This window comes from Acinetobacter sp. neg1, from assembly GCF_000788125.1.
Taxonomy (GTDB): Bacteria; Pseudomonadota; Gammaproteobacteria; order Pseudomonadales; family Moraxellaceae; genus Acinetobacter; species Acinetobacter vivianii.
This window is the reverse complement of sequence record NZ_JSZD01000006.1, coordinates 183,236-206,715: the sequence shown is the minus strand read 5'-3', so window position 1 is coordinate 206,715 and position 23,480 is coordinate 183,236. Positions and strand designations below refer to the sequence as shown.

The window sequence follows — 23,480 nt, the reverse complement described above, 5'->3', positions numbered from 1 at the left end:
TGCTCAGTACTCTTAACGGCGTGACATAAAGGCTAAACGTTCAAGCAATTGCACATCTTGTTCATTTTTAATCAAGGCACCGTACAACGGTGGAATGGCTTTAGATTTATCGTGGTTACGCAATACATCTTCAGGCATATCATCTGCCATCAACAAGCTTAACCAGTCAATCAGTTCAGAAGTTGATGGTGGCTTCTTCAAATTCGGAATTTCACGTAATTTAAAGAACACCTGCAATGCTTCACTCACCAATGTATTGGAGATACTTGGAAAATGAACTGCGATGATATCGCGCATGGTCGCTTCATCAGGGAATTCGATATAGTGGAAGAAGCAACGGCGCAAGAAGGCATCTGGTAATTCTTTCTCATTATTCGAGGTAATAATCACGATTGGGCGTTGTGTCGCAGTAATGGTCTCGCCTGTCTCATACACATAGAACGACATTTTATCGAGCTCATGTAACAAGTCATTTGGAAACTCAATGTCTGCTTTGTCAATTTCATCAATCAACAGGACACAACGCTCCTCACTGGTAAATGCTTCCCACAATTTACCGGGCTTAATATAGTTTTTAATGTCGTAGACACGATCATCACCTAACTGACTATCACGCAAACGCGAAACCGCATCATATTCATACAAACCTTGCTGGGCTTTGGTTGTCGATTTGATATGCCAGGTAATCAGCTTTAAACCCAGACTTGCAGCCACTTGTTCTGCAAGCAAGGTTTTACCTGTACCCGGCTCACCTTTGACCAGTAATGGTTTTTGTAGAGCACGTGCAGCTTTCACTGCAAGTTTTAAGCTATCGGTCGCGATATATTGATCTGTACCAGCGAAGTGTTGTGTATCAGCAGACATTTAAAAACCTTATTTTTCTATATTTAACTTAGTATCTAAACTGAACGTGCAGTTTTATTTGCAGTGTATTTTGACCAGCAGAAGCCAATCAGTAGCCCTGTACCAATGACAAATAAAATCAATGATAGATTTGACCAGATCAAGACATGTTCTTTAGTAAGCACACCAAAAAGCAAGCCAAAGATTGCAGGTGCAAGAGCTGAATTTGGACCTTCTGAAATGGTTGGCGTTGCAAGAACTGCAAAAGCCACGATCCACAGGATTCCACCAATTGGATTTGGCAGGCGTGACATCAAACGATACCAGCACCACAATGCAATTAGCGTCCCCGTAACATAAACAATGATCGCTACATTTTCTTCAGGAAACTGATCCAGTACCGAAAGAATGTTCGACCAAATTGCTGTTAAAGTTTCAAGCACCGCGTAAGCCCTCTGGTTCTACCGCATTTGGGTTGATCAACCCTTCTGGCGGCATTTGAATGAAGAAGCCTTTGGTATTTAATGAGTCTATAACATGTAAAACGTTTGCACGTGCAAGTTTTCGCTCATTATGAAGTTCTAAATGCATCACAAACGTGGCTTTGCCAAACGCCTGTAAAACGCTTTCTGGAACACCTTCAAATGGGTTCTCTTGTTCCTTGTCATCAGGATAATTTGGACGAGCAATATACATATACATTTCATCTTTCTTGCTCGATCTATAAATATCGCAGTGCATGTTTACTCACATCTATTAACAATCAAAGACAGCATACATGAAAATAAAAATGGATACATTAAGGATTGTTAACGCCAGAGTCGTCTTTTCAATCCCTTGTACGCCAAGCAACTTCTAGTCATAAAATCAACGTGCCATAATTACAGCCTAAAGCTGATGTGAAATGTGATATGCAACAAAACAAATATGATGACCCGCACTTCTTTAACGAATATTCAAAAATGCCCCGCTCGCGCGATGGACTCAGTGCGGCTGGAGAATGGTCTGCATTTAAAGCTCACCTTCCAGAACTCAAGAATAAGAGAATTCTGGATTTAGGCTGTGGTTACGGCTGGCATTGTCAATACGCCTCGGAGCAAGGTGCATCCACAGTAGTCGGAATTGATCTCTCCGCCAAAATGCTAGAACAGGCGCAACGTTTATGTGCAGCAAAAAATATTCGCTATCAACAAAGTGCTATTGAAACATTTGATGCCGAAGCCGCTTCATTTGACCTGATCATCAGTTCACTGGCATTGCACTATATACAAGATCTTGATGCTGTATTTGAAAAAGCAGCACACTTACTGGCGCCACAAGGTGAGCTGTATTATTCCGTCGAGCATCCTGTATTTACTGCCCGTGCTCAACAAGACTGGATTTATAATCATGAAAAACAGCCCCTCTACTGGCCCGTTGACCATTATTTTGAAGAAGGTCAAAGAGAAACACAGTTTCTAGGTGCTCATGTGGTGAAATATCACCGTACCATTGAAACTCATGTCATGGCTTTACTCAAAGCAGGTTTCGAAATCACTGCCCTGATCGAACCATCACCAACCGCTAAAATGATTGAAAAGATGGGCTGGCAGGATGAACTAAGACGCCCCATGATGCTGATTATTAAAGCCAAAAAAAAGAGCTAATCACTTAGCTCTTTCTTAAAATACTAACGGGCAATTTTCATTTGTGTTGCCAGATAATCAATATCTTCCCGCAGCAATGCAATCAATGGTTGAGTCAGCAGATCATAACGCCAGCCCATTAAATAATTCGGCAAGCTCTGCTCATCCAGATGGAAGACTACATGCTCATAGATGGCATTCATCCATTTCTTGCGCAGCAACACTTCTTTCGGAATTCCAGTCTGAAGCACTACATTAGCAATTAAAGCATCTATCTTCGGTGCAACTTCTTTTGAATTATTCTTGATTGGCCGTGCCATACGTAAAGGCCATTCATTTTCAGGCGGCAAAAATTTCAGCAAGTCCAGAATGGTTTTACCATGCTCACGAACTACATTCGGACGTATATCTTTAATCTTGGCAAGCTGGAACGTATTACGCGGATTTTTTTCGACCAGATCAATCATGGTGCCATTACGGAGAATAAAGCTACGCGGCTGATTCAATGCCTTGGTAATCTGTTCTCGCCAGATACTCAACTGCTGCAGTTGCATCAACTCACGGCGTGAATGACGGTAATTACCAATATCCGTATAGAGTTCTGCCAATGGTGTTTCCATTGCAATCTCTTTGGTGAGATTCTGACAATCTTCCAATACGTATTGATAAAGCCCCTTCACTTTCAGATCATTTTTCAATGTATCCGCCAGCTTGGTGAGATACAAAACATCATTTGCCGCATAACTCATTTGCTCTTGCGACAATGGTCTTGCCAACCAGTCAGAACGGGTCTGATCTTTTTCAATATCGATATTGAGACAGGTTTTTAATGCATTCTGATAACTGACTTGTAAGCCATGTCCAAGAAATGCCATGGCAATCTGGGTATCAAACACATTATTTAACGGTTTTTGATCTGCATAATGGTAGATCAGATCAATATCTTCACCGCAGGCATGAAAAATATTCTGTTGTGCCGCAAAAATCTTTGGCCAAAAACTTGTCAGATCCAAAGCAGCGCCGTCGAGTAACAGAATCTGGCCATTTAAATTGATTTGGCAAACACCAAGTTTAGGATATAAGGTATCGACCTTGATAAATTCGGTATCAAGTGCATAGACAGAACACTGTTCCATCTGGCTTAGGAGAACAGCTAAATCTTGTTGCTGCTGGATAAACTGAAACATGTGTGCTCAAGTAAAATAATATAGAACCATACGCAATAGAACTGTCTAAGATCAGCTATTGCTTAACTAAAAAACAAAATACAAAAAATAAATCTAATTGGTATTCCACATATAAAACATGAAATTACTCCTCTCTCCATTTCATCAAAAAACGAAAATCCTTTTCGCCAGCTCATAGTGCCACAAATCATCGCAAATAGATCTACGATAATGTTAGACAAAATGTAAAATTTAATTATTTGTTTAAATTAACAGCATGAATTTAAAATAAATATAAGAAAATGCCTAAGGAGGCTATTATTTCATGCGCATACGGTTATGGACAGCCTGACTTAAAGTATGACTATCGACATATTCCAGCTCACCACCTTGTGGTACACCTTGTGCAATTCGGGTCATATTAATCGGTAAATGTTTGGTCGCTTCAACCAGATAATGTGCGGTCGCTTGCCCTTCTACCGTCGCATTGGTTGCCAGAATCACTTCCTGAATCTGTCCTTCGCTCAAACGCTGAATCAGGTAAGGAATCCCGATTTCCTCAGGGCCAATTCCATCTAAAGGTGACAAATGCCCACCCAAAACGTGATATTTACCACGAAAGCTGCCACTTTGCTCAATCGCCATAACATCTGCTGGTGATTCAACCACACATAACAATTGCTCATCCCGCTCTACAGAGGCACAAATATCACAGATATCATGTTCTGTTAAAGAGTGACAAATACGACATTCATGAATATGGCTGGATGCTTCATGTAAAGCATAAGACAGTGCAAAGGCACCTTCGCGATTTTTCATTAATAAATGTAATGCCATACGCTGTGCTGATTTTGGGCCAACACTCGGCAGAATACGTAATGCTTGAACCAGTTGTTCAAATCGTTCACTAAACACAAATTAACTCGATTATTTGTAGAAAAAAAGATTCCCCAAGCACCCAGATTGAGTGCTTGAGGAATACTCAATTAGAATAAGCCAGATAAACCTGGTGGTAAGCCCATACCTGAGTTTGCACCTTGAAGTTTTTCTTCTGAGATTGCTTCCACCTGACGTGCAGCATCATTCATTGCCGCAGCAATCAAATCTTCAACCATGTCTGCTTCGTCTTGTAACAAGTCAGGGCTAATTTCGATACGCTTAACGACATTACGGCAAGTCATCGTTACTTTAACTAAACCACCGCCTGCTTCCGCATGAACTTCAGTATTTGCAAGCTCTTCTTTGGCTTTTTTAAGATTAGTTTCCATATCTTTTTGCATGCGCTGAGCTTGCTGCATGAGCATATTAATGTTCATAAGTTTCTCTCGTTAAATTAAATCTAAACCGCGTGATAAGTCGCGAATAATATCATCAATGTCTTCTAAACCAACAGACACACGAATTAAACCTTCTTCAATTCCTGCAGCTTGTTTAGCTTCTGCCGACATTCTACCATGTGAGGTGGTTGCTGGATGTGTAATTGTTGACTTAACGTCACCCAGATTACTGGTAATCGACAAGAAGCGCGTATTATCGATTACTGTCCATGCGCCTTCACGTTCGCCTTTCACCACAAAGGATACGACACCGCCAAAACCTTTTTGTTGTTTTTTCGCGAGTTCATGTCCAGGATGATCAGGCAAACCTGCGTAATATACTTTTTCCACTTTTTCGTGCTGATGTAACCATTCAGCAAGTTTCTGCGCACTCTCACAATGGGCTTTCATACGAATGCTAAGCGTTTCAAGGCCTTTCAAGAAAATCCATGCATTAAATGGACTCATTGAATTACCTAGGGTACGAATTACACCATTTACTTCTTCAAGCAAGTCATGCTTACCAACCACCGCACCACCAAGCGCACGGCCCTGACCATCGATATATTTGGTTGCAGAGTAAAGGACTAAATCAGCACCAAACTTGATTGGCTGTTGTAATACTGGCGTACAGAAACAGTTATCAACGGCAAATAAAGCCCCATTGGCATGCGCAATATCGGCAATCGCCTGCATATCACCGACTTGTGCCAATGGATTCGACGGCGTTTCGATGAATAAGATACGGGTATTTGGACGAATCGCCTGTTTCCAGCCCTCAAGATCACCTAGATCAACAAAGGTCACTTCAACCGCAAATTTCGCCACATATTTTTCAAATAAGGCAATGATTGAACCAAATACTGCACGCGAACAAATGACATGATCGCCCGCTTTTAAGTAGGCCATACACATTGCATGAACTGCTGCCATACCTGAACTGGTCGCCACTGCACGTTCTGCACCATCCAAAACTGCTAAACGCTTTTCAAATGCCTGCACTGTTGGATTGGTATAACGTGAGTAAGTATTGCCTGCGATCTGCCCTGAAAATTTTGCAGCAGCATCCGCGGCACTTTCACATACAAATGATGAGGTTAAAAAGATCGGCTCACTATGTTCACCTTCCGAGGTACGATCATGCCCTGTGCGAATTGCCAGTGTTTCTAGTTGGTATTCTAAATCATCGCTTGGATTCATCGTTTTGTATGCCTTATGATCATAATGAGGAAATATGCCAATATTTTGAGCGCCTAAGGTATTTAAGGTCAAGGCGTAAGATGAAATTATCGCTTAGACTTCGTGCAATCTTGACTCATGATGAGACTTTCTAAGATGAAATCGCTTGTGGAACAGCAAAAAATAAATTTTAAACATCTGGCTATGCGTGTATTCGATGCAGACAAACTGGTTTTGTCTCAATCAACGCCGTATCAAGTGATTGCGCAATTCAAACAAACCCGTGTCCGTTTCTATGCTTCAGAGAATAAGCGCTATAAAGAGCCACTGGTTTTTGTTGCACCCCTAGCGATTAATATGGATATCTATGACCTCTATCCTTACCGTTCATTGGTCAAACATTTTCAGGAAAGCGGTTTTGATGTCTATCTGATTGACTGGGGCAAGCTTACTTATAAAAACTATCAGATTAACTTTCTATCTTTTATTGATAAGTTTATTCCAAAATGTATTGAAGCTATTCAACAACATGCACAATCTGAAAAAATTTCACTGCATGGCTGGAGTATGGCAGGCATTTTTGTCACGTTATATACCGCACGCCATCAGCCAAGCGTTGTCAAAAACCTTGTGGTCTTAGGCAGTCCAATCGACAGTTACGCTTCGGGTTACATCGGCAAGCTTTATAAAACCTTGGCTTATCTCACCAACCGTAACCCAACCATTAAAGATTATATCTATAACCGTTTGCCCAAGCTGATGATCCATTCACCGGGCTTCCTCAATTCGTTGGGTTTTAAGCTGCTTGATCCTAAAGGCTGGATTGATGGCAATATTCAATTATTAAAAAATTTGGATAATTTGAAACTGGTACAAGAAGATGCCACCTTAAGCCACTTCTTAAATAATATGATTGATTACCCAGGCGGCGTAAACCAAGACATGTTATTTAACGTCTGGCTGCAAAATCCTTTAAAACACGGTGCGATTCGCCTCAAGAACAAAACCATTGAACTTAAAAATATTAATTGTTCACTTCTTGTCGGTGCGGGTAAAGGCGATCAACTGGTAACTTCCGAGTCTGCATTTCCGCTGACCCAGTTGACAAGCAGTCAGGATGTCACGTTTACTCTTATCCCTGGTGGGCACTTAGGTTTAATGTCCAGTCAAAACAGTTCAATTGAGTTCTGGCCAACTTTAACCACATGGTTAGCCGAACGATCGACGCAAATAAAAAGGTAAAGTATGACTCAATCTGTTGCATTCATCGGTTTAGGCGCTATGGGCTATCGCATGGCGGCGCATCTTCCTAAATATTTTGAGAAAGTTCTGGTCTGGAACCGAAATTTTAGCAAAGCAGAACAACATGCAGCAGAATATGGCACCACGGCGGTTGAACTTGCTCAGGCAGTACAAGCCGACATTATTTTCTCATGTTTACCCACCAGCGATGATGTGGAAAAACTGATTGACGGTATTGAAATTAAGTCAGGTTCAATCTGGATTGACTGTACCAGTGGCGTACCAGATGCAGCCCGCCGTCTCGTCGAAAAACTGAAAGCACAAAATATTGATTTTCTGGATGCCCCTGTAAGTGGTCAAACAGTAGGGGCTGAAAATGCAACCTTGACCTTTATGGTGGGTGGCGATGTGGATGCATTTGAACGTGCTTATCCCGCTATGGCTGCATTAGGTAAATTGATTCAGCATGTGGGTGAACCCGGTGCTGGCTTTGCTGTAAAAGCCATTAACAATATGTTGCTTGCAGTAAACTTATGGTCAGTGACCGAAGGTTTCAGTACCTTAAAAGCACATGGCGTGAACTTGGATGCGGCCCTAAACTGTGTGAATGCCTCTAGTGGCAAAAGCTTTGTTACGGAAAATATTTTCCCGCAACGTGTGCTGAGCCGTGAATTTCCAGTGACGTTTGGTCTACCATTACTTGCAAAGGATACAGGTATTGCACTGGATCTCGTCAAGGATGCCAAATTACCAACACCTCTACTCGCTCTAACACAGAGCCTGATTCAAACAGCAAATTTAACTGCGGAGCCAAATAGCGACTTCTCCGCAGCAGCAAAGCTCTATGAATCATGGAGTAAAATTACGCTGAAGTAAGGGAAAATACCTAAGCGTAAAAAAGTTCTTAATGCATAAAAACCGCTCTTTTGAGCGGTTTTAAGCTCCAACATATATAAAAATATAATTATTTACTTACCACCTACTCTTGTAGTAGTTTTCAAATTAAAATAACAAGAATATTGAGCATTTCAGGACACTTTTTTTATTTTCTCATTTCACATGAAAAACACTATGCATTTATAGTATATTTAATAGAACTATTTTGGCATAATCTATGTCGAAAAAATTTCTAAGCATATATTTAAGTTATGAAAACTAAATTTAATATAGTATTTATTACATCTATAATTCTAGGGTTTTGGTATGTTGCAGGAAGAAGTTACTTTGATGGCTTACTCAATACAACAGGTTTTAATCCTGCGCATATCGGAATGGAAGTTAGTGATTATACATATTTTGGTTTTCTACACTCTTATCCCCATTTATTAATTACAGGTTTTATAAGCTCGGCTTTATACCTTATTTATGAAGCATTTAAAAGAAAGAATATTTTTCTAACCGAGTTCTATTTTTGTTTAGCAAAAATTAATCATATTTTTTAAAAAAAAGGAATAACCTTCAATGAAGTTAAAACAAGAAATGAGATATCAAATAAAATTTTAAAAAATAATTTAGAACCAAAAACAATAAAATTTACATCCATTCTAATGGTATGGTATACATTTATTGCTTTCTACCCCTTAATATTATTAGGGTTTCTTTATTATTTAATAAATTTTTACAACTTAGGGGAAATCAGTAGAAATGAACGAGTATTAAACGGTGAAAGTTATATAATAAAAGACAATGAAAAATATTTTGGAATAGTATGTGGAAAAGAAAACTGTATTTTTCAAACAAAAGATTTCTCTAAAAATCTCTCATTGAAAGACAATAGCATTAAGAATAACAAACTACAACCAACCAAGACATACAACCTTACTAATCAAAATTCAATTTTTTCTGCTTTTGAAATTGAACAAGTAAAAAATAAAAATTACATTATTTACTTATATCAGATCACTCCTAAGCAAGACTTAAACAAAAATGATTTAAAAGATCATCTAAGTTTGTTTTCAAAAAAAGGAGTAGTTTATCGACCGATAGTAAATCAAAAAGTTATTTTATTAAGTTCCTTATCCGACAAACCTAATCTACCTGTGTTTTTAGCATTTAAATTACCTTTAAATGATCAAGTTGATTTTATCTTTAATCATAAGATACCTTATAAATTAAGTTTAAAAAATTAGATTATTACTACAAAACTAATTAGCAGCGGACTCATAATCCGTTAATCCAAAGGACACCTCAGCCTCTCCTCAAACCCTATAATTTAAGGAGATAGTAGATTTTGATTTTGGGACTATCTTGATTTAGAAACTAATGCTGTACTTGCTCTTATATTCCGCATGCTCTGGTACATTGTGTATGTCCTGATCTGTCATTATTCCATGCTCAGGCACTTTGAAAGTGTTGTGTGCCTCATTTTTAGGCACAATCGGTGGTTTGGTATTGGCGTCATAATTTATTGAGGAACAACCAGCTAATCCTAGTCCCAATATTCCTGCAAGCAATAATTTTGTCATGAGTCCCACCAATTACTATAAAAATCACATAATTTAGCAAATCATTTAAATCATGTCTCATGACTAATATTTATGAAGCGCTTTACTTAAAAGACTGAAATATTGAAAACCAATTAATTTTTAAAAGCAGTTTTCTTGTGATTTTTTATTATCATTCTATTCCTAAAAAAGACTACTCACTCTTACATATCGAAGTATACAAACCCTTGTTTTTTCTATATAAGAGGTATTCACCCCTTAAAAAATGAGCATATCAATCATGGAGTCTGTCAGACTTTTATACGTGAGTAAAATTAAGAACATTGACTCGAACTTAAAAACAAATTTGATTGAAATCCTTGATGAGGCTGTAGATTTTAATTATCGTCATGATATTACTGGTGTTTTATATTATGGTCATGGCTATTTTGTACAATGTCTAGAAGGCCCAAAGAGTCTCATTGATGATCTATTTTACAATAAAATTGTGAAAGATGAGCGTCATATCAATTGTGAAATCCTCTATTACATTGAATGTAAAGATAAATTCTTCTCGCAATGGTCTATGAAATTTTCACCAATCAATCAAAATATTACTGATTTTTTCATGAAATATCATTTAGAAGAGTTTAACCCGTATTTGTTAACAGCAGAAACTGTCGAGAAGTTTGTTGCTGTTCTAGCAGGTGAACCTGAGTATAATGTTCAGGCTTATGTTTCCTAAACAAATTTAATTTCTCCTCTATGGCATTCTTCCTCAAGAATGCCATTTAACTTATAAAAACAATTTTTTATTCAAAATAGATTGAAGCATTCGATGAGAAGTGCTTATATATACAGCAAAGAGGACGACCTCTTTTTTATTTTTTCAAGCTTTAGGACGACCTAAAAATATTATTAAAGAGGTGTCCGCAATGGCTTGGGCTTATCTAATTTTAGCTGGTATTTTTGAAATCATCTGGGCATATTCCATGAAAATGTCCGAAAGTTTTACTAAATTAACCCCTAGCATCATTACCATTATTTTTATGATCCTGAGTTTTGGCTTACTTGCCGTGGCAATGAAAACACTGCCTTTAGGCACAGCCTATACCGTATGGGTTGGAATTGGTGCAGTAGGTGCATTTCTGATTGGAATTTTCTTTTTAAATGAACCGATGGGTTTATTACGTCTTTTGGCAGCAGCCTCAATCGTTTTTGGTGTTGTATTGATGAAACTGACCACCGAGTAACGTTTATTTCATAAAGCCCTTTTCAGGGCTTTTTTTAATGTTATTAAATTGCATCTTTTCAAGCTATGCTAGGCTAAGAAGTCTTTAAGCCTTTGATAAGGAGCAATACGTTGTACGAAATACGAAAAGCAACATCAAATGATTTTAATGAATTAACAAAAATATGGCTTCAAGCCTCAATCAAAGCACATCATTTTATTCCTGCAAGCTATTGGGAAAGCAATACAACCAAGATGCAAGAGATCTATTTACCCATGTCTGAAGTTTATATTGCGGAAGATGCAATCAATATTTATGGGTTTATTGCCTTGGTAGAAGACACTGTTGCAGCTCTCTTCGTATCTCCTGAACACCAAGCAAAAGGCATAGGCAAACAACTGATCTCATACGCACAGGATATGAGAAGCCGTCTAGAGTTAAACGTCTATCAAGAAAATAAAAACAGTGTAAAGTTTTATCTGGCCAGTGGCTTTAGGATTATAAATGAAGGCCTTGATACAGCCACCAATGCAAAAGAATATGTCATGCTTTGGGAGAAATCGTAGAATCTACATCAAGGTTTCGTTGCTATAAACATTGATTTTATCGTTTTAAGAAAAGTGTTCTTTCTACTTCACGACGACGCACCAGTCCCTTTAGAATTTGCCCGCCACCTTTATTCCATACCAGAAACTGATCTGCCGCGGCTTGATAGTCTCCAGCATTTAAATACTTGAGCAGTGTTGAATTCTTAAACGCATTCTGGCCAATGTTATAGCTCAGGGAAACCAATGCATCAAATTGATTTTGAGATAGTGTTACTAACACTGCTTTATTGACGGCCTTATGAAAACGCCTTAAGTCATGCTGAAAAAAGGATTTTGCCTGCTCTACAGTGCAGTGATCGCCTTTCTGTACCCGAATACCATCAGGATAAACTGTCGTACCAAAACCAATCGTCCATGTACCGGTACCATCATCATAGGCATCTAACTTCAAATCTTCGAAGCTGGTAATCAGATTAATCCCAGCCTTACTTATAAACCTTTCATAATCATCTGAATCAACTGCTACACCAATGGCGTCATCTACATCAACAGCAGTTGCGATATTTGAATCTTTATTTGCGCTACGATCCTGATATGAAAATAACTTAGAACCAATAATCCTGTGTAAAAAATCAAAAAACGTCTTCATGATGCATTTTTGCTCTCTGTACTGATCCATCAACCCATTTCAATGATCTACTAAAAACTCACCCTATCATTCATTCAATAAAAAACCTGCTTTATTTATGTTATTTGCTCAATGAAAAACCCGCCGAAGCGGGCTTGTTTATTCTTCAATTTCGATCGGGTCACCATCTTCAGGTCGAATATGTCTTTCACCATCATCAGCAGGATCTACACTCGAACCATCTTTGGTAATACTGTTGTATAACTCATCCTCTTTTTTATCATCAATGAATTCCTCATCGTCGAAATCCATCGCTTCATTATCATCATCAAAATTTAAAGGCTTATTTTCATCGATCATGATCTGCATCCTTTATTTAAACATACCATTTCATGCTTGAATAATTGATAGAGATATTCAACAGTGAACAAACACCTTTTGTGTAACCAATGCTTCAAAATGTATGGATGAGTAATAAAAAAGGCGCCTGAGCGCCTAATTTGATTAATCGAAAGCTATTGTGACTGGTTACATTGAATCGTTTTATTGAAAGTTTTATATGACCCTGTTGTGACCATACCAGGCATATAAATCTGCTCACTATGAGCCTGAGCTTTGCTTTCAAGTTCAGTAAAACCTTTGCCCTGACAAATACCTTCGGCTTTTTTATCTACCTTTTTCTTCATCGACTCATCTGATGCAAAGATATTGGCTGTGGTCTGAATCCTATAAGCACCAGAGTCAAGTTCCGTCACTTGCGCTGGAAACATCTGTGCGCAGCCTTGTAGGAGGAGTCATGGAATAATAATCCAAAAAAATTTCATAGATATTCTCTTTCACAAGATTAAACTTTGCTCGCCGCATAAGAATATCATAAATAGCACAAGTTCCCTTTGAGTTAAGAAACTTGCAATTATTCAATCCTGATTATCACATATTGCAAACCGACATATTGATCAAGTTTGGCATGGTTCAAAGTATCATGAAATTCTACTGGCACTTCACGCTCTGTTTCTTCAAATATCCATTTGATATTTTTAATAATTTCAAATTTACCATCAGCATCAAACTTTACACTTGGATCGACAATAGCCTTAACCCTGATGTTTTTATTCGCTTCGATATCTCTTAATGTGATAATTGCCATATCAATCCCCTGATAAAGACCTTTTATATCACATTAGCCCAAAAATTACTGATAAATTAAATATTTATTTCACATTCGATTCATCTGCCTTTGTCTCCGAACCAGTCCAAGCACAGTTTTACGTGCCCGAATCTCTTCTTCCGAAAAAGGCAAATTTAAAATTAACAATTCAATAGACAAAGCGCTGTTCTCAATCAAAAAACAATCTTGTTCTGTACTCCAGTCTGGAGCAGGAAATTCAGGCTTAAGGCGGGATCTTCTCATGCCTATATTCTAATCTATTTTGATCAATAAAAAAGCCCACTCCATAGAGTGGGCTTACCCTTATATTCTTTTGCGCTGAATGAGGGTTATTGTTGTTTAGTTATAATGAAACAACAAAGCAAATATAGAGCAAAGTGTGACATACATCAACAAAAATATGTAATTTACAGAGTGACTTTAAAGTTCAACTACACAATATAACATTTGACCAATGAGTCAAATGTTAAGCCGTTTTATTTCTTTCGTCCTATCTTAGCCATCCATGCAAGTACCAAAAATATCAATAAAATAATAAATACAATATACATATAAGAAGTCTAATTAAAATAAATACTTAGCTTATGATAAAGCATCAAGAAAAAAAGTTCATCTCTTAACAGAGCGGTTAAATTACTTGCTTATTTGTTTGGTGCAGTATTGATACTTTTCCGCTTTATTTTCAATCCCAACCGTATGAATACATGAACAAAAATGAAGTACCCTCGCGTGAGGTATAGCTTCCGGAACATCTACACCATAACATTGAAGATCCACCTCACCCAATCTTGGTGCCATAATCCATTGACCTGTGTAAAAAGGATAAGTAAATCCAATAATTACAATACTAATGAGTATAAAAATAGGAAAGTTATTTCTAATATATTTCAGCATTTTTTAAATTCTTGATAAAAGTAAATGTGTTGTTAAGCGTTAATTTTAATGATCGCCCGATAATTGTAACGGATAAACAGTCACAACAAATCCTTCTTTCGCGAATAAATAAACCTAGTCATTTTTAGGACTTTTAACTTATCGCCTCGTTCTGAAAATCCTTTCAAAATAGGACAAAACTTCACCGACAAGTTATGACGCATCATTGCTTTTAAATGCTGTAAATATGAACACTTCGACACCATATCAATAAGGTGAGTTCCGAAAATACATTTCTCTCTCCCATGATTTAATCTTCGACAAGGTACAACTTCGTCAACTCACATCTCTGAAAATTCATTTATGGAGCATGTGATGCAAAAGCAACACTATACAACCCCATTCGCACAGTACATGGGCAAAGATATCGATGGCTTCTACCATGTGCGTTTAGGCCCGAAAATCTATCTACTTAAAGTTTCATTAAATTACACACCTGAATTTGATACTGAATTTTTTGGTGGCGTTCAGGCTGCTCCTTTTGATTGGCATTCCGTTCTGGTCAAGGATACATCTGTCAGTGAACCTCGTCCGATTACTCCCGATAAACTAGCAATCAAATGGCTTAAAGGTAATTTGAAGAAAATTATTAATTATCAACGTGCCATAAAGCGAAATGCCAATAGCCAAACGATGCGCTATAGCAAAGAACAATGTATCGACTTTCGTAATGCGCAATACAATGGTGCTTAAGCAGAAGAAATACCACATTTATCAATCACATCAGAAGGCTGTACAACAACGGCCTTTTGATAAATAGAAATAAACAAAAGATAAATAGTGATAAAAAAATCACAGTAGATATTTTCCCTGCGCTATTAAATATTAATCAATATCACTCTCTCAATATCTGATTGACATAAAGGTATATTTTTATTGACATCTCAGGCTTTTTTCTAAAATTCATTATTCTTTTGCCGCTTTATAATTTAAATTTTCATTCAAGATAAATCTATTATGCTCTGTTTTTGGCCTTTTACATTGATCGAAATAAATCAGTCATCAAATATTTACAATGAAATTTGTTAATACGAAAATGTTTAGGCTAATCTCTAAATAGTTTTATAAAAAGAGTGACTTAGAAGTCAATCAAGTAAAATGGTGTACAATGAACTGCCTTATAATTATATGTTTTAGTTAGAATTATTAAAACGTATTGATATAAAAGGATTTTTACAACTATAAGGATAAATTGTGGAGTAAAATTACACTCAAATAATAGAGTTTTATTGAAATTTTATTAAGAAACCTTATATTGGTATATACGTAGCGACCAACAGCCATATGGATCTATCTTCATAAAGCGTCGGTTTATACCTTTTTGATTAGAGGAACACCTCATGAATAAGTTAACAGTTGCAGTTTTTGCAGGTTTAATGACCCTAACTGGTTTTAGCGTACAAGCGGCAACCCCAGAACAAGAATGTAAAAAGTTACAGGATGACTATAACCTCATCTATGCATCTAAAGGATTCTGTTTTAAAGATGCTGATGCCAAAGCAAAATTTGGTAATGAAAACTGCCACACCACTAAGCCAAAGTTCTCTGACAAAGAGCAACAACGCCTTGATGACATTAAAGCTCGCCAAAAAGAGCTAAACTGCAAATAAGCAAATCCTTGCGGAGTGTTCAGTGCTCCGCTTTAGGCTATTTTATTTAATGCCTAAATTCTCAATGTTAAAGCACATACTCCCTATTTAAGGATGAATCATGGCATACGATGACCAAAATATTTTCGCACGTATTTTGCGTGGTGAATTACCTGCAATCAAAATCTATGAAGATGATCAGGTACTCGCTTTCATGGATATCATGCCTCAAGCTGATGGTCATGCTTTAGTTATCCCAAAAACAGCAGCGGTAACTTTACTTGATTTGCCTGCAGATGCAGCGGCTTACACGATTCAAATCGTACAAAAAGTTGCCCAAGCGATGGAAAAAGCGCTGGATGTTAAAGGCATTGTTCTGATGCAACTTTCTGGCGCTGCGGCGGGCCAAACCGTACCACACGTCCACTTTCACCTGATTCCAAGTTCAATACATGAGCTTGGTCACCATGCTGCACAAATGGGTGATCAGGAAAAAATTAAAGCATTTGCTGAAAAGATCAAAGCTGCTCTTTAAACGTCAGTTTTGTCAAAAACGGAGTTGTTACTCCGTTTTTTTATTTTATAAACCATTAAAAATAAATAAGAAATATAATTATTACCAAATATGAATCGTCATCAAACTGTCATTTTTCTTTCACTTCTCTGTCACAAAGTTTACCGATACTGCATACAAGTCAGTGAGCTGTGTAACTTTATGTACACAAGCAAGCTTATAACAGTAACTAAGGCATCGGCCATTTACAAAAAAGTGTTTTGGAGAAATCTCAATGAAAAAATTGCTTCTTGCTGCTACTGTAGCAACTTTAGCCATGAATGCAGCGCAAGCAGCACCAACATTGTATGGTAAGCTCAATGTGACTTTGGATCAAATTGATAAAAATGGCTTTAAAGACGAAAGCGTAACTAAAGTAAACTCAAACGCTTCTCGTATCGGTGTAAAAGGTGAAGAAAAACTGACTGAGAAATTATCAGCAGTTTATTTAGCAGAATGGGGTGTTTCAGCTGACGGTTCTGGTTCAGATACTGACTGGGGTATGCGTAACCGTTTTGTCGGTCTTAAGTCTGACGGTATTGGTACTTTGAAAGTAGGTCAATTCGACTCTTACCTTAAAACTGCTGCTGGTAACAACCAAGATATTTTTAACGATCACACTGAACTGGATATGACCAAAGTTCTTGCTGGTGAAGATCGTTTAAGCAACGTAGTTGGTTTTGAAACAGACAAGAAATTACTAGGTGGTCTAGCATTCAACATCATGTTCCAACAAGGTGAAGAATCTTCAGCTGTTAAAAATGATGCGAAAGGCCAAAAAGGCAGCCGTGATGGTTTTGGTGACGGTGTTTCAACATCTCTTACCTATGAAAATAAAGACTATGGCCTAGCAGCAGCTGTTGCAGGTAACTTTGGTGTAGCATCAACTTATAATGCTTATAACAAAGAACTTGGTGGCAAAATCTATTCTGATGCAATCCGTGTAACAGGTTCTTTAGACTTGGCTCCAGCTGGTGTTAACGGTTTAGTATTGGGTGCTTTATGGCAAACTGCTCAACCAACTGACGATACAGTTGTTGTTGCTGGTACACCAGCTGTTTCATACAAAGGCTTAAAAGAAGATGCATTTGGCGTAACAGCTGCATATGCGATCCCTTCTACACCTGTGAAATTAAAAGCGGAATACATCTCTGCAAAAACAGAAGTTGATGGTCGTGAAGATCGTAAAAATGACTTGTATGGTATCGGTGCAGACTACAACATCAATAAACAAGCTCGCTTCTACGGTGTTGTTGCTCAACAAAAAATTGACTGGCAGAAAGATGATAACAAGAAAACTGTTATCGGTTTGGGTATGGAATATAACTTCTAATTTGAAGTTAGCTTCTTAAACTAGAAATAAAAGGGCAAACTGCCCTTTTATTTTTTGAATTTATTATTTTTCAGTAAAAAAGTTTTTTACCGCTTTACGAAAATTTTGAATCACCAGCTCCCTTGTTCTGCCACGCCTAAAAATAAGAGAAAATGGTGCGCAATAACCAAACATTGCGGGTAATAAGACTTTTAAACGTTTTTGCTCCACCCAAAACTGTGCAAAATGTTCGGGTAAATAACCAATGTATTGCCCAGATAAAATTAGAATGAGTTGTGCTTCCATTGAGTCAACTGTCGCAAATGAATGCTTAAATCCCTGTTTTGCCAGTTCAGTGTGACTCCAGTAACCACGACTCACCATTTTTCCTTGTCGAATAACGTCAGCAGTCAAATTCTGGTGTGCGAACATAGGATGTTTATCACTACAAAATAGCCACTGTTGTTCTTTATGGAGAGGCTGATACATCACCCCATTCATTTTCATAAAGAATGAACCAATCGCGACATCAAAACGATTTTCCAAAATTCCCATTTGCAACTCATACGGCGACTGCACCTGAATTTTGATATAAATATGAGGGTTTTGTTTTGAAAACTCACGAATCATTTGATCCAGAGGAATATTCTGATCCGTCACCATAGAATCTAACATACCGATTCTCAACGTACCGGTTAATTCACCTTTAATCTGGGCAGTATGTCTAGAAAAGTTTTCCAGTTCATGCAAAATCCGTTTGGCCTCCTGTAGAAACATCTCTCCTTTTTGGGTTAAAGAAAAACCACCACGCCCTCGTTCACATAACTTAAAACCCACAATTTGTTCTAGTTGAGTCATGTAGGTACTAATTGCAGAGGTTGATAGATTCAACTCCTGTTGAGCATTTGCAAAGCCTTTATTCCTTACAACGCTGACAAAAATTCGAATCAATTTAATATCAGAATAGGCCACTTCTTCCATCATATTTTCCTTATTACCTCTGCATTATTTTAAAACATCCAACATCAGATTAGTTTAGAAAAATCTGAACTAAGTTTTTAAAAAAAAGGATTTATTACCACCCGAGGCTGGTTGATAAATAAATAAAAGGAGAAATAAATGAACAAGATGTTAAATCAACCACTCGGTGGGAATGAAATGCCACGCTTTGGTGGTATTGCCTCAATGCTACGCCTTCCAGTGGTAGAACATGATGCTGGGCTTTCTAATCTAGATGCGGCTTTTATTGGCATTCCTTTAGATATTGGTACCTCCTTACGTTCGGGAACTCGTTTTGGACCCCGTCAAATCCGTGCTGAATCAGTCATGATACGCCCTTATAACATGGCAACAGGTGCTGCACCCTTTGAATCTTTGAATGTTGCAGACCTTGGTGATGTTCCTATTAACACCTTTAACCTAGCTGAAGCGGTACGTATTATTGAAGAACATTATGACCATATTCTGGCACATCCTATTATTCCGCTCACACTTGGTGGCGATCACACGCTAACCCTCCCCATCCTCAGATCTATCTATAAAAAACATGGTCCAGTTGGCCTCATTCATATTGATGCTCATGCCGATGTCAATGATGAAATGTTTGGTGAAAAAGTCGCACATGGCACCACTTTTCGCCGGGCAGCAGAAGAAGGCTTACTCGATTGTCAGCGTGTTGTTCAGATTGGCTTACGTGCTCAGGGCTATAGTGCAGACGATTTTAACTGGAGCCGTCGTCAGGGTTTTCGTGTCGTTCAGGCCGAAGAATGTTGGCACAAATCGCTTGCCCCTTTAATGGAAGAAGTAAAACTGCAAGTCGATGGTGGGCCTGTTTATCTCTCCTTTGATATTGATGGTATCGATCCTGCATGGGCACCCGGTACAGGTACACCGGAAATTGGGGGCTTAACCACAATTCAAGCAATGGAAATTGTCCGTGGTTGTCAGGGTTTAAATCTTGTTGGATGTGATCTTGTCGAAGTATCGCCACCATACGACACCACGGGCAATACATCCTTATTAGGTGCCAATTTACTTTATGAAATGTTATGCGTTTTGCCTGGAGTAAAGATACATAAATAATTGTATTTGCAAATGATAATAATGAAATAAGGGAATATTCAAGGATCTTATCGGATGAAGATAGAACAATCACAACGGGCTGCTGCGGCAGCATTTATTGGCACAACCGTAGAGTTTTATGATTTCTATGTATATGCCACCGCCGCAGCCTTAGTACTCGGTATCGTATTTTTTCCTCAAACTGATCCTGTCACTGGCACATTGGCTGCCTTTGCAACCTTTGCAGTGGGTTTTATTGCACGCCCTGTTGCAGCACTTATTTTTGGACATTTGGGGGATAAATTCGGCCGCAAAAAAATGTTGCTATTCACAATGCTACTGATGGGTGTTGCCACGACAGGAATTGGACTCATACCAAGTTATAACAGTATCGGAATTTGGGCACCTGTACTGCTGATTGTTCTACGATTTATGCAAGGTCTATCTGTCGGAGGTGAATGGGGCGGCGCCGTGTTAATGGCAAGCGAACATGCACCCGCTCATAAGAAAACCTTTTTTGCTTCTTTTGCCCAAATGGGCAGTCCTGCAGGCCTGATCCTTTGTTTACTGGTTTTCAGAGCCATTACCTCTTTGGATGAAAAAGATTTATTCACTTGGGGCTGGCGTATTCCATTCCTGTTGAGCTTTGTCTTTATGCTGATTGGTCTTGCAATACGTTTAGGGGTTGAAGAATCGCCTGAATTTAAACAAATGCAGGAGAAGCAGGAAATCGTCAAATTTCCAATTAAAGAATTGCTCAAAAACTACTGGCCTCAGGTACTTTTTGCGGGACTCTCTATCACAATCGGTACGGCAGGTTTCTTTTTTACCAATACATTTATGATTACCTATGTCACCCAATATGTCGGGATCAGTCGCCCAACTATTCTGGATGCATTATTTTGGGTAACTGTATTTGAATTTATCGCGATGCCAGTTGCTGCCTGGTATGCCAGTAAAATTGGTTCTCATCGTTTTTTATTCTGGGCTGCCATTTTATGTATCGCTGTTCCTTATCCAATGTTTATGCTGGTCAGCACTAAAAATATTTATTTGATCGTTTTAGGCATTACATTGGCTGTGATTGCGCTGTCTTCACTGTATTCAGTCGTTGCTGGTTTTATGGGTGAAGCTTTTCCTGCCAAAGTTCGTTATTCAGGTATCTCCATTTCCTATCAAATGATTGCGGCGATCACAAGCGGTACTACTCCAATCATTGGGACTTTGCTTGCACAGCACTACGCTGGTGAATGGTTACCTTTAGCGCTTTTATTCAGCTTCCTATCTTTGCTTTCTTTGATTGGTATCTGTGGCATTACTCGGCTCAGAAGACAACAACTCCAAACACCGCAACCTACTCAGAAACAGGAAGTTTCAAGAGAGGCTGCTTAAAATTACAAACGTTAGAGACAAGGATGTCTCTTATAAATAAACAAGGAAATCAATATGAAGAGAGATCATTCTAAATCCATTACACACATTGAAAGTTATGGTATAGAAGAAATACCAGCCCACGCTCGTACCGCAACGCCATTTGATCTATTCCGCCTGAGTTTTGGTGGCGCCAATACCTTTTCAACCTGTGTGTTGGGAAGTTTTCCCATTGTATTTGGTCTTTCTTTTCAAGCAGGTTTATGGGCGATTTTGTGTGGTGTTGTATTCGGTGCATGTATTTTAGCGCCTATGGGAATTTTTGGTGCACGTACAGGAACCAATAACGCCGTAGCTTCAGGAGCACATTTTGGCGTACACGGAAGAATTGTAGGTTCGTTCCTATCTCTACTTACAGCCATTGCATTTTTTTCTCTATCGGTTTGGAGTTCTGGTGATGCACTCATTGGTGCAACTCAACGTTTGTTTGATCGTTCCTATCAAAGTAATTGGGTTTATGGATTGGTGTATAGCGGCTTTGCCTTGCTGGTACTGATTATTTGTATCTATGGTTTCCGTTTTATGCTATTGGTCAATCGAATTGCGGTGATTGCCTCAAGCCTACTCTTCTTTTTAGGCCTTTTTGCTTTTTCTCAACAATTCGATTCAGCTTATGCAGGACAGATTCAATTCGGTGAAACTGGCTTTTGGGCTGCCTTTACGGGTGCGGCGCTAATTGCTTTTAGCAATCCAATCTCTTTTGGAACTTTCTTAGGAGGCTGGTCACGTTATATTCCCAAAGAGACCCCATCCTATAAAATCATGCTGGCAGTTTTTACTTCCCAGCTTGCAACCTTGATTCCCTTCCTATTTGGTCTTATGACAGCGACGATTGTTGCAAGTCATGTACCTATCTTTATGCAACAGAATAATTATATTGGTGGGCTAATTCACATAGCACCTACCTGGTATTTTATTCCGCTGTGTTTAATTGCGCTTATTGGTGGTTTATCTACTGGAACCACGGCCTTATATGGTACAGGATTAGATATGTCGAGTATCTTTCCGAAGCTGCTTAGCCGTGTTAAAGCAACAATATGTGTTGGTCTCCTCTCTATCCTATTTATTTTTATCGGTCGTTTTCTGGCAAATTTAACTCAAAGTGTCACGACCTTTGCTACCCTCATTGTCGTGTGTACCAGCCCATGGATCATTATTATGATTATCGGTTTTGTATCTCGTAGAGGCTATTATAAAAATGATGATTTACAAGTATTTGCAACTGGAATAAAAGGTGGCGTGTATTGGTTTCATCATGGTTGGAACTGGCGTGGTGTCATCGCATGGATTCCAAGTGCACTCATTGGCCTATGCTTTGTGCACTTACCTCATCAGTTCGTCGGGATCTGGGGAAATCTTTTTAATGGTCTCGATCTGAGCTTACCTATTAGTATTGTACTGGCGGCGCTGCTTTATACTCTACTGCTCAAATTCTTTCCTGAACCAAGCTCAGTGTATAGTCCAACATTAACTGCTCAAAGTGCAAAACAGCAAACTAATCCATCACTGGTTTCAGACTAAGTATAATAAAGCAGATAGAGAGCTTAACCCATAAACATTCAGCCAGAAAAAAGCCTGTTCATGTGAACAGGCTTTTCATTGAGATTAATTTATTTCTTTAAAAAACCACTCACAAGATTCAACACTTGCTGAATATCCTGATTGGCTTCTTGAGGATTGGTACTGCTGCCTTGAGGCGTCAATGAATCAATCACTTGTGGTAAAACCGAAGCAATGGCACCGTAAATTGCCTGTTTAGGCGCTTGGGTTTGCTGAGCAACCTGTTCTACGTCCTGATCATCAAATAAGCTTTGAATATTTTGTGCAGGCACATCTTCAGCATTTTGCTGTTGTGGATCAACCCAGCTTTGTACCTGATTGCTTAGACCAGCATTTTTCAATTTATCCAAAGCACCTTGTAAACCGCCTTGTTTTTGAATCCACGCCAAAACTAAAGGTAAAACTGCAATCAACAACGTTTGTGCCGTGTTTCCACCCGTTGCATTACTTTGAGTTGAACCTGCACCACCGCCTAATTGACCCAACACAGAACCTAAGATTCCGCCTAGACCACCTTGCTGGTTTTGAGTATTTTGCTGTTGCCCACCCAACTGACCAAGTACTGAACCTAAAATCCCACCTAAACCGCCAGCTTGACCTGACTGTTGTTGACCGCCGCCTAAAGCTTGCTTCGCTAAAATTTCAACAATATTGGTTAAATCTGTCATAAC

Annotated in this window: 30 protein-coding genes; 15 read left to right on the top strand and 15 right to left on the bottom strand. The window is 38.5% G+C overall.

Going from position 1 to position 23,480, the window contains the following annotated elements:
- Positions 1-12: 12 nt before the first annotated feature.
- From PJ15_RS02055 to PJ15_RS02045, 3 genes are read right to left on the bottom strand one after another with little or no spacing between them, the layout of a single operon-like run.
- Positions 13-864 carry an AAA family ATPase gene (locus tag PJ15_RS02055; RefSeq protein WP_004772128.1) on the bottom strand — a complete coding sequence of 284 codons (852 nt, stop codon included), beginning with the start codon at positions 862-864 and terminating at the stop codon, positions 13-15.
- A 35-nt stretch (positions 865-899) separates the two neighbouring features.
- A complete protein-coding gene (locus PJ15_RS02050; protein WP_004772126.1) occupies positions 900-1,286 on the bottom strand; it encodes a hypothetical protein in 387 nt (128 codons plus the stop codon).
- Positions 1,279-1,584 (bottom strand): YcgL domain-containing protein, encoded by a 306-nt coding sequence (locus tag PJ15_RS02045; RefSeq protein WP_004772125.1) that lies wholly within the window; start codon positions 1,582-1,584, stop codon positions 1,279-1,281. Before PJ15_RS02045 ends, PJ15_RS02050 begins: the two co-directional genes overlap by 8 nt.
- A gap of 170 nt (positions 1,585-1,754) precedes the next feature.
- On the opposite strand from PJ15_RS02045, the gene PJ15_RS02040 reads away from it, so the two are divergent.
- Entirely contained in the window at positions 1,755-2,489 is a 735-nt protein-coding gene (locus tag PJ15_RS02040; RefSeq protein WP_004772123.1) for a class I SAM-dependent methyltransferase, read from the top strand.
- A gap of 23 nt (positions 2,490-2,512) precedes the next feature.
- Here the strand turns inward: PJ15_RS02040 and PJ15_RS02035 are convergent, their stop codons facing one another.
- The 4 genes from PJ15_RS02035 to PJ15_RS02020 all read right to left on the bottom strand — a co-directional run bounded on the left by PJ15_RS02035 (position 2,513) and on the right by PJ15_RS02020 (position 6,150).
- Entirely contained in the window at positions 2,513-3,655 is a 1,143-nt protein-coding gene (locus PJ15_RS02035; RefSeq protein ID WP_004772121.1) for a ribonuclease D, read from the bottom strand.
- Positions 3,656-3,952: 297 nt separating this feature from the next.
- Positions 3,953-4,549 carry a recombination mediator RecR gene (gene recR, locus PJ15_RS02030; protein ID WP_005257562.1) on the bottom strand — a complete coding sequence of 199 codons (597 nt, stop codon included), beginning with the start codon at positions 4,547-4,549 and terminating at the stop codon, positions 3,953-3,955.
- A gap of 71 nt (positions 4,550-4,620) precedes the next feature.
- Positions 4,621-4,950, bottom strand: coding sequence for a YbaB/EbfC family nucleoid-associated protein (locus PJ15_RS02025; RefSeq protein ID WP_047427382.1), 330 nt, complete (start codon positions 4,948-4,950; stop codon positions 4,621-4,623).
- Between the two features lie 12 nt (positions 4,951-4,962).
- Complete coding sequence (locus tag PJ15_RS02020; protein ID WP_004772116.1) at positions 4,963-6,150, bottom strand: O-succinylhomoserine sulfhydrylase; 1,188 nt, start codon at positions 6,148-6,150, stop codon at positions 4,963-4,965.
- 135 nt (positions 6,151-6,285) lie between these two features.
- Here PJ15_RS02020 and PJ15_RS02015 point away from each other — a divergent pair, with 135 nt between their 5' ends.
- From PJ15_RS02015 to PJ15_RS02000, 4 genes are all read left to right on the top strand, one after another.
- Positions 6,286-7,371, top strand: a complete 1,086-nt coding sequence (locus tag PJ15_RS02015; RefSeq protein ID WP_005257560.1) for an alpha/beta fold hydrolase — start codon at positions 6,286-6,288, stop codon at positions 7,369-7,371.
- A gap of 3 nt (positions 7,372-7,374) precedes the next feature.
- Positions 7,375-8,247: an NAD(P)-dependent oxidoreductase gene (locus PJ15_RS02010; RefSeq protein ID WP_047427379.1), complete on the top strand. Its 873-nt coding sequence runs from the start codon at positions 7,375-7,377 to the stop codon at positions 8,245-8,247.
- A gap of 272 nt (positions 8,248-8,519) precedes the next feature.
- On the top strand, positions 8,520-8,813 hold the full coding sequence (locus tag PJ15_RS02005; protein WP_047427375.1) for a hypothetical protein: 294 nt from the start codon (positions 8,520-8,522) through the stop codon (positions 8,811-8,813).
- A 105-nt stretch (positions 8,814-8,918) separates the two neighbouring features.
- On the top strand, positions 8,919-9,500 hold the full coding sequence (locus tag PJ15_RS02000) for a hypothetical protein (RefSeq protein ID WP_047427372.1): 582 nt from the start codon (positions 8,919-8,921) through the stop codon (positions 9,498-9,500).
- Positions 9,501-9,623: 123 nt separating this feature from the next.
- Here PJ15_RS02000 and PJ15_RS01995 read toward each other — a convergent pair whose 3' ends face one another.
- Complete coding sequence (locus PJ15_RS01995; RefSeq protein ID WP_032863893.1) at positions 9,624-9,836, bottom strand: hypothetical protein; 213 nt, start codon at positions 9,834-9,836, stop codon at positions 9,624-9,626.
- A 259-nt stretch (positions 9,837-10,095) separates the two neighbouring features.
- Here PJ15_RS01995 and PJ15_RS01990 point away from each other — a divergent pair, with 259 nt between their 5' ends.
- The 3 genes from PJ15_RS01990 (at position 10,096) to PJ15_RS01980 (ending at position 11,592) form a co-directional block, all read left to right on the top strand.
- The gene (locus tag PJ15_RS01990) at positions 10,096-10,539 is read left to right on the top strand and encodes a BLUF domain-containing protein (RefSeq protein ID WP_047427341.1); all 444 of its coding nucleotides are present in this window, start codon (positions 10,096-10,098) and stop codon (positions 10,537-10,539) included.
- Between the two features lie 190 nt (positions 10,540-10,729).
- Positions 10,730-11,047 (top strand): DMT family transporter, encoded by a 318-nt coding sequence (locus PJ15_RS01985; RefSeq protein WP_047427338.1) that lies wholly within the window; start codon positions 10,730-10,732, stop codon positions 11,045-11,047.
- Between the two features lie 110 nt (positions 11,048-11,157).
- Complete coding sequence (locus PJ15_RS01980; RefSeq protein ID WP_047427334.1) at positions 11,158-11,592, top strand: N-acetyltransferase; 435 nt, start codon at positions 11,158-11,160, stop codon at positions 11,590-11,592.
- Positions 11,593-11,629: 37 nt separating this feature from the next.
- Here PJ15_RS01980 and PJ15_RS01975 read toward each other — a convergent pair whose 3' ends face one another.
- From PJ15_RS01975 to PJ15_RS18700, 5 genes are all read right to left on the bottom strand, one after another.
- Positions 11,630-12,223, bottom strand: a complete 594-nt coding sequence (locus tag PJ15_RS01975) for a lysozyme (protein ID WP_047429117.1) — start codon at positions 12,221-12,223, stop codon at positions 11,630-11,632.
- 138 nt (positions 12,224-12,361) lie between these two features.
- Positions 12,362-12,562, bottom strand: a complete 201-nt coding sequence (locus PJ15_RS01970) for a hypothetical protein (RefSeq protein WP_047427331.1) — start codon at positions 12,560-12,562, stop codon at positions 12,362-12,364.
- Between the two features lie 155 nt (positions 12,563-12,717).
- Positions 12,718-12,972, bottom strand: coding sequence for a hypothetical protein (locus PJ15_RS01965; RefSeq protein WP_047427329.1), 255 nt, complete (start codon positions 12,970-12,972; stop codon positions 12,718-12,720).
- Between the two features lie 143 nt (positions 12,973-13,115).
- On the bottom strand, positions 13,116-13,349 hold the full coding sequence (locus tag PJ15_RS01960) for a hypothetical protein (protein WP_004772094.1): 234 nt from the start codon (positions 13,347-13,349) through the stop codon (positions 13,116-13,118).
- Between the two features lie 69 nt (positions 13,350-13,418).
- On the bottom strand, positions 13,419-13,613 hold the full coding sequence (locus PJ15_RS18700; RefSeq protein ID WP_081402739.1) for a hypothetical protein: 195 nt from the start codon (positions 13,611-13,613) through the stop codon (positions 13,419-13,421).
- 1,005 nt (positions 13,614-14,618) lie between these two features.
- Here PJ15_RS18700 and PJ15_RS01950 point away from each other — a divergent pair.
- The 4 genes from PJ15_RS01950 to PJ15_RS01935 all read left to right on the top strand — a co-directional run bounded on the left by PJ15_RS01950 (position 14,619) and on the right by PJ15_RS01935 (position 17,778).
- Complete coding sequence (locus tag PJ15_RS01950; protein WP_047427322.1) at positions 14,619-14,996, top strand: hypothetical protein; 378 nt, start codon at positions 14,619-14,621, stop codon at positions 14,994-14,996.
- Positions 14,997-15,643: 647 nt separating this feature from the next.
- Positions 15,644-15,913, top strand: a complete 270-nt coding sequence (locus PJ15_RS01945) for a YARHG domain-containing protein (protein WP_004772091.1) — start codon at positions 15,644-15,646, stop codon at positions 15,911-15,913.
- 100 nt (positions 15,914-16,013) lie between these two features.
- Complete coding sequence (locus PJ15_RS01940; RefSeq protein WP_047427319.1) at positions 16,014-16,427, top strand: HIT family protein; 414 nt, start codon at positions 16,014-16,016, stop codon at positions 16,425-16,427.
- Positions 16,428-16,680: 253 nt separating this feature from the next.
- Complete coding sequence (locus PJ15_RS01935; protein WP_004772087.1) at positions 16,681-17,778, top strand: porin; 1,098 nt, start codon at positions 16,681-16,683, stop codon at positions 17,776-17,778.
- A 63-nt stretch (positions 17,779-17,841) separates the two neighbouring features.
- On the opposite strand, the gene PJ15_RS01930 is transcribed toward PJ15_RS01935, so the two are convergent.
- Positions 17,842-18,738: a LysR family transcriptional regulator gene (locus PJ15_RS01930; RefSeq protein ID WP_047427316.1), complete on the bottom strand. Its 897-nt coding sequence runs from the start codon at positions 18,736-18,738 to the stop codon at positions 17,842-17,844.
- Between the two features lie 138 nt (positions 18,739-18,876).
- Between PJ15_RS01930 and speB the strand changes: the two genes are divergently transcribed.
- The 3 genes from speB to PJ15_RS01915 are packed head-to-tail and all read left to right on the top strand — an operon-like array spanning position 18,877 to position 22,770.
- A complete protein-coding gene (gene speB / locus PJ15_RS01925) occupies positions 18,877-19,839 on the top strand; it encodes an agmatinase (protein WP_047427313.1) in 963 nt (320 codons plus the stop codon).
- A gap of 54 nt (positions 19,840-19,893) precedes the next feature.
- Entirely contained in the window at positions 19,894-21,210 is a 1,317-nt protein-coding gene (locus PJ15_RS01920; RefSeq protein WP_047427309.1) for an MFS transporter, read from the top strand.
- Between the two features lie 54 nt (positions 21,211-21,264).
- On the top strand, positions 21,265-22,770 hold the full coding sequence (locus PJ15_RS01915) for a purine-cytosine permease family protein (RefSeq protein ID WP_047427306.1): 1,506 nt from the start codon (positions 21,265-21,267) through the stop codon (positions 22,768-22,770).
- An 89-nt stretch (positions 22,771-22,859) separates the two neighbouring features.
- Here the strand turns inward: PJ15_RS01915 and PJ15_RS01910 are convergent, their stop codons facing one another.
- Positions 22,860-23,477 (bottom strand): YidB family protein, encoded by a 618-nt coding sequence (locus PJ15_RS01910; RefSeq protein ID WP_005257430.1) that lies wholly within the window; start codon positions 23,475-23,477, stop codon positions 22,860-22,862.
- Between the last annotated feature and the right edge of the window lie 3 nt (positions 23,478-23,480).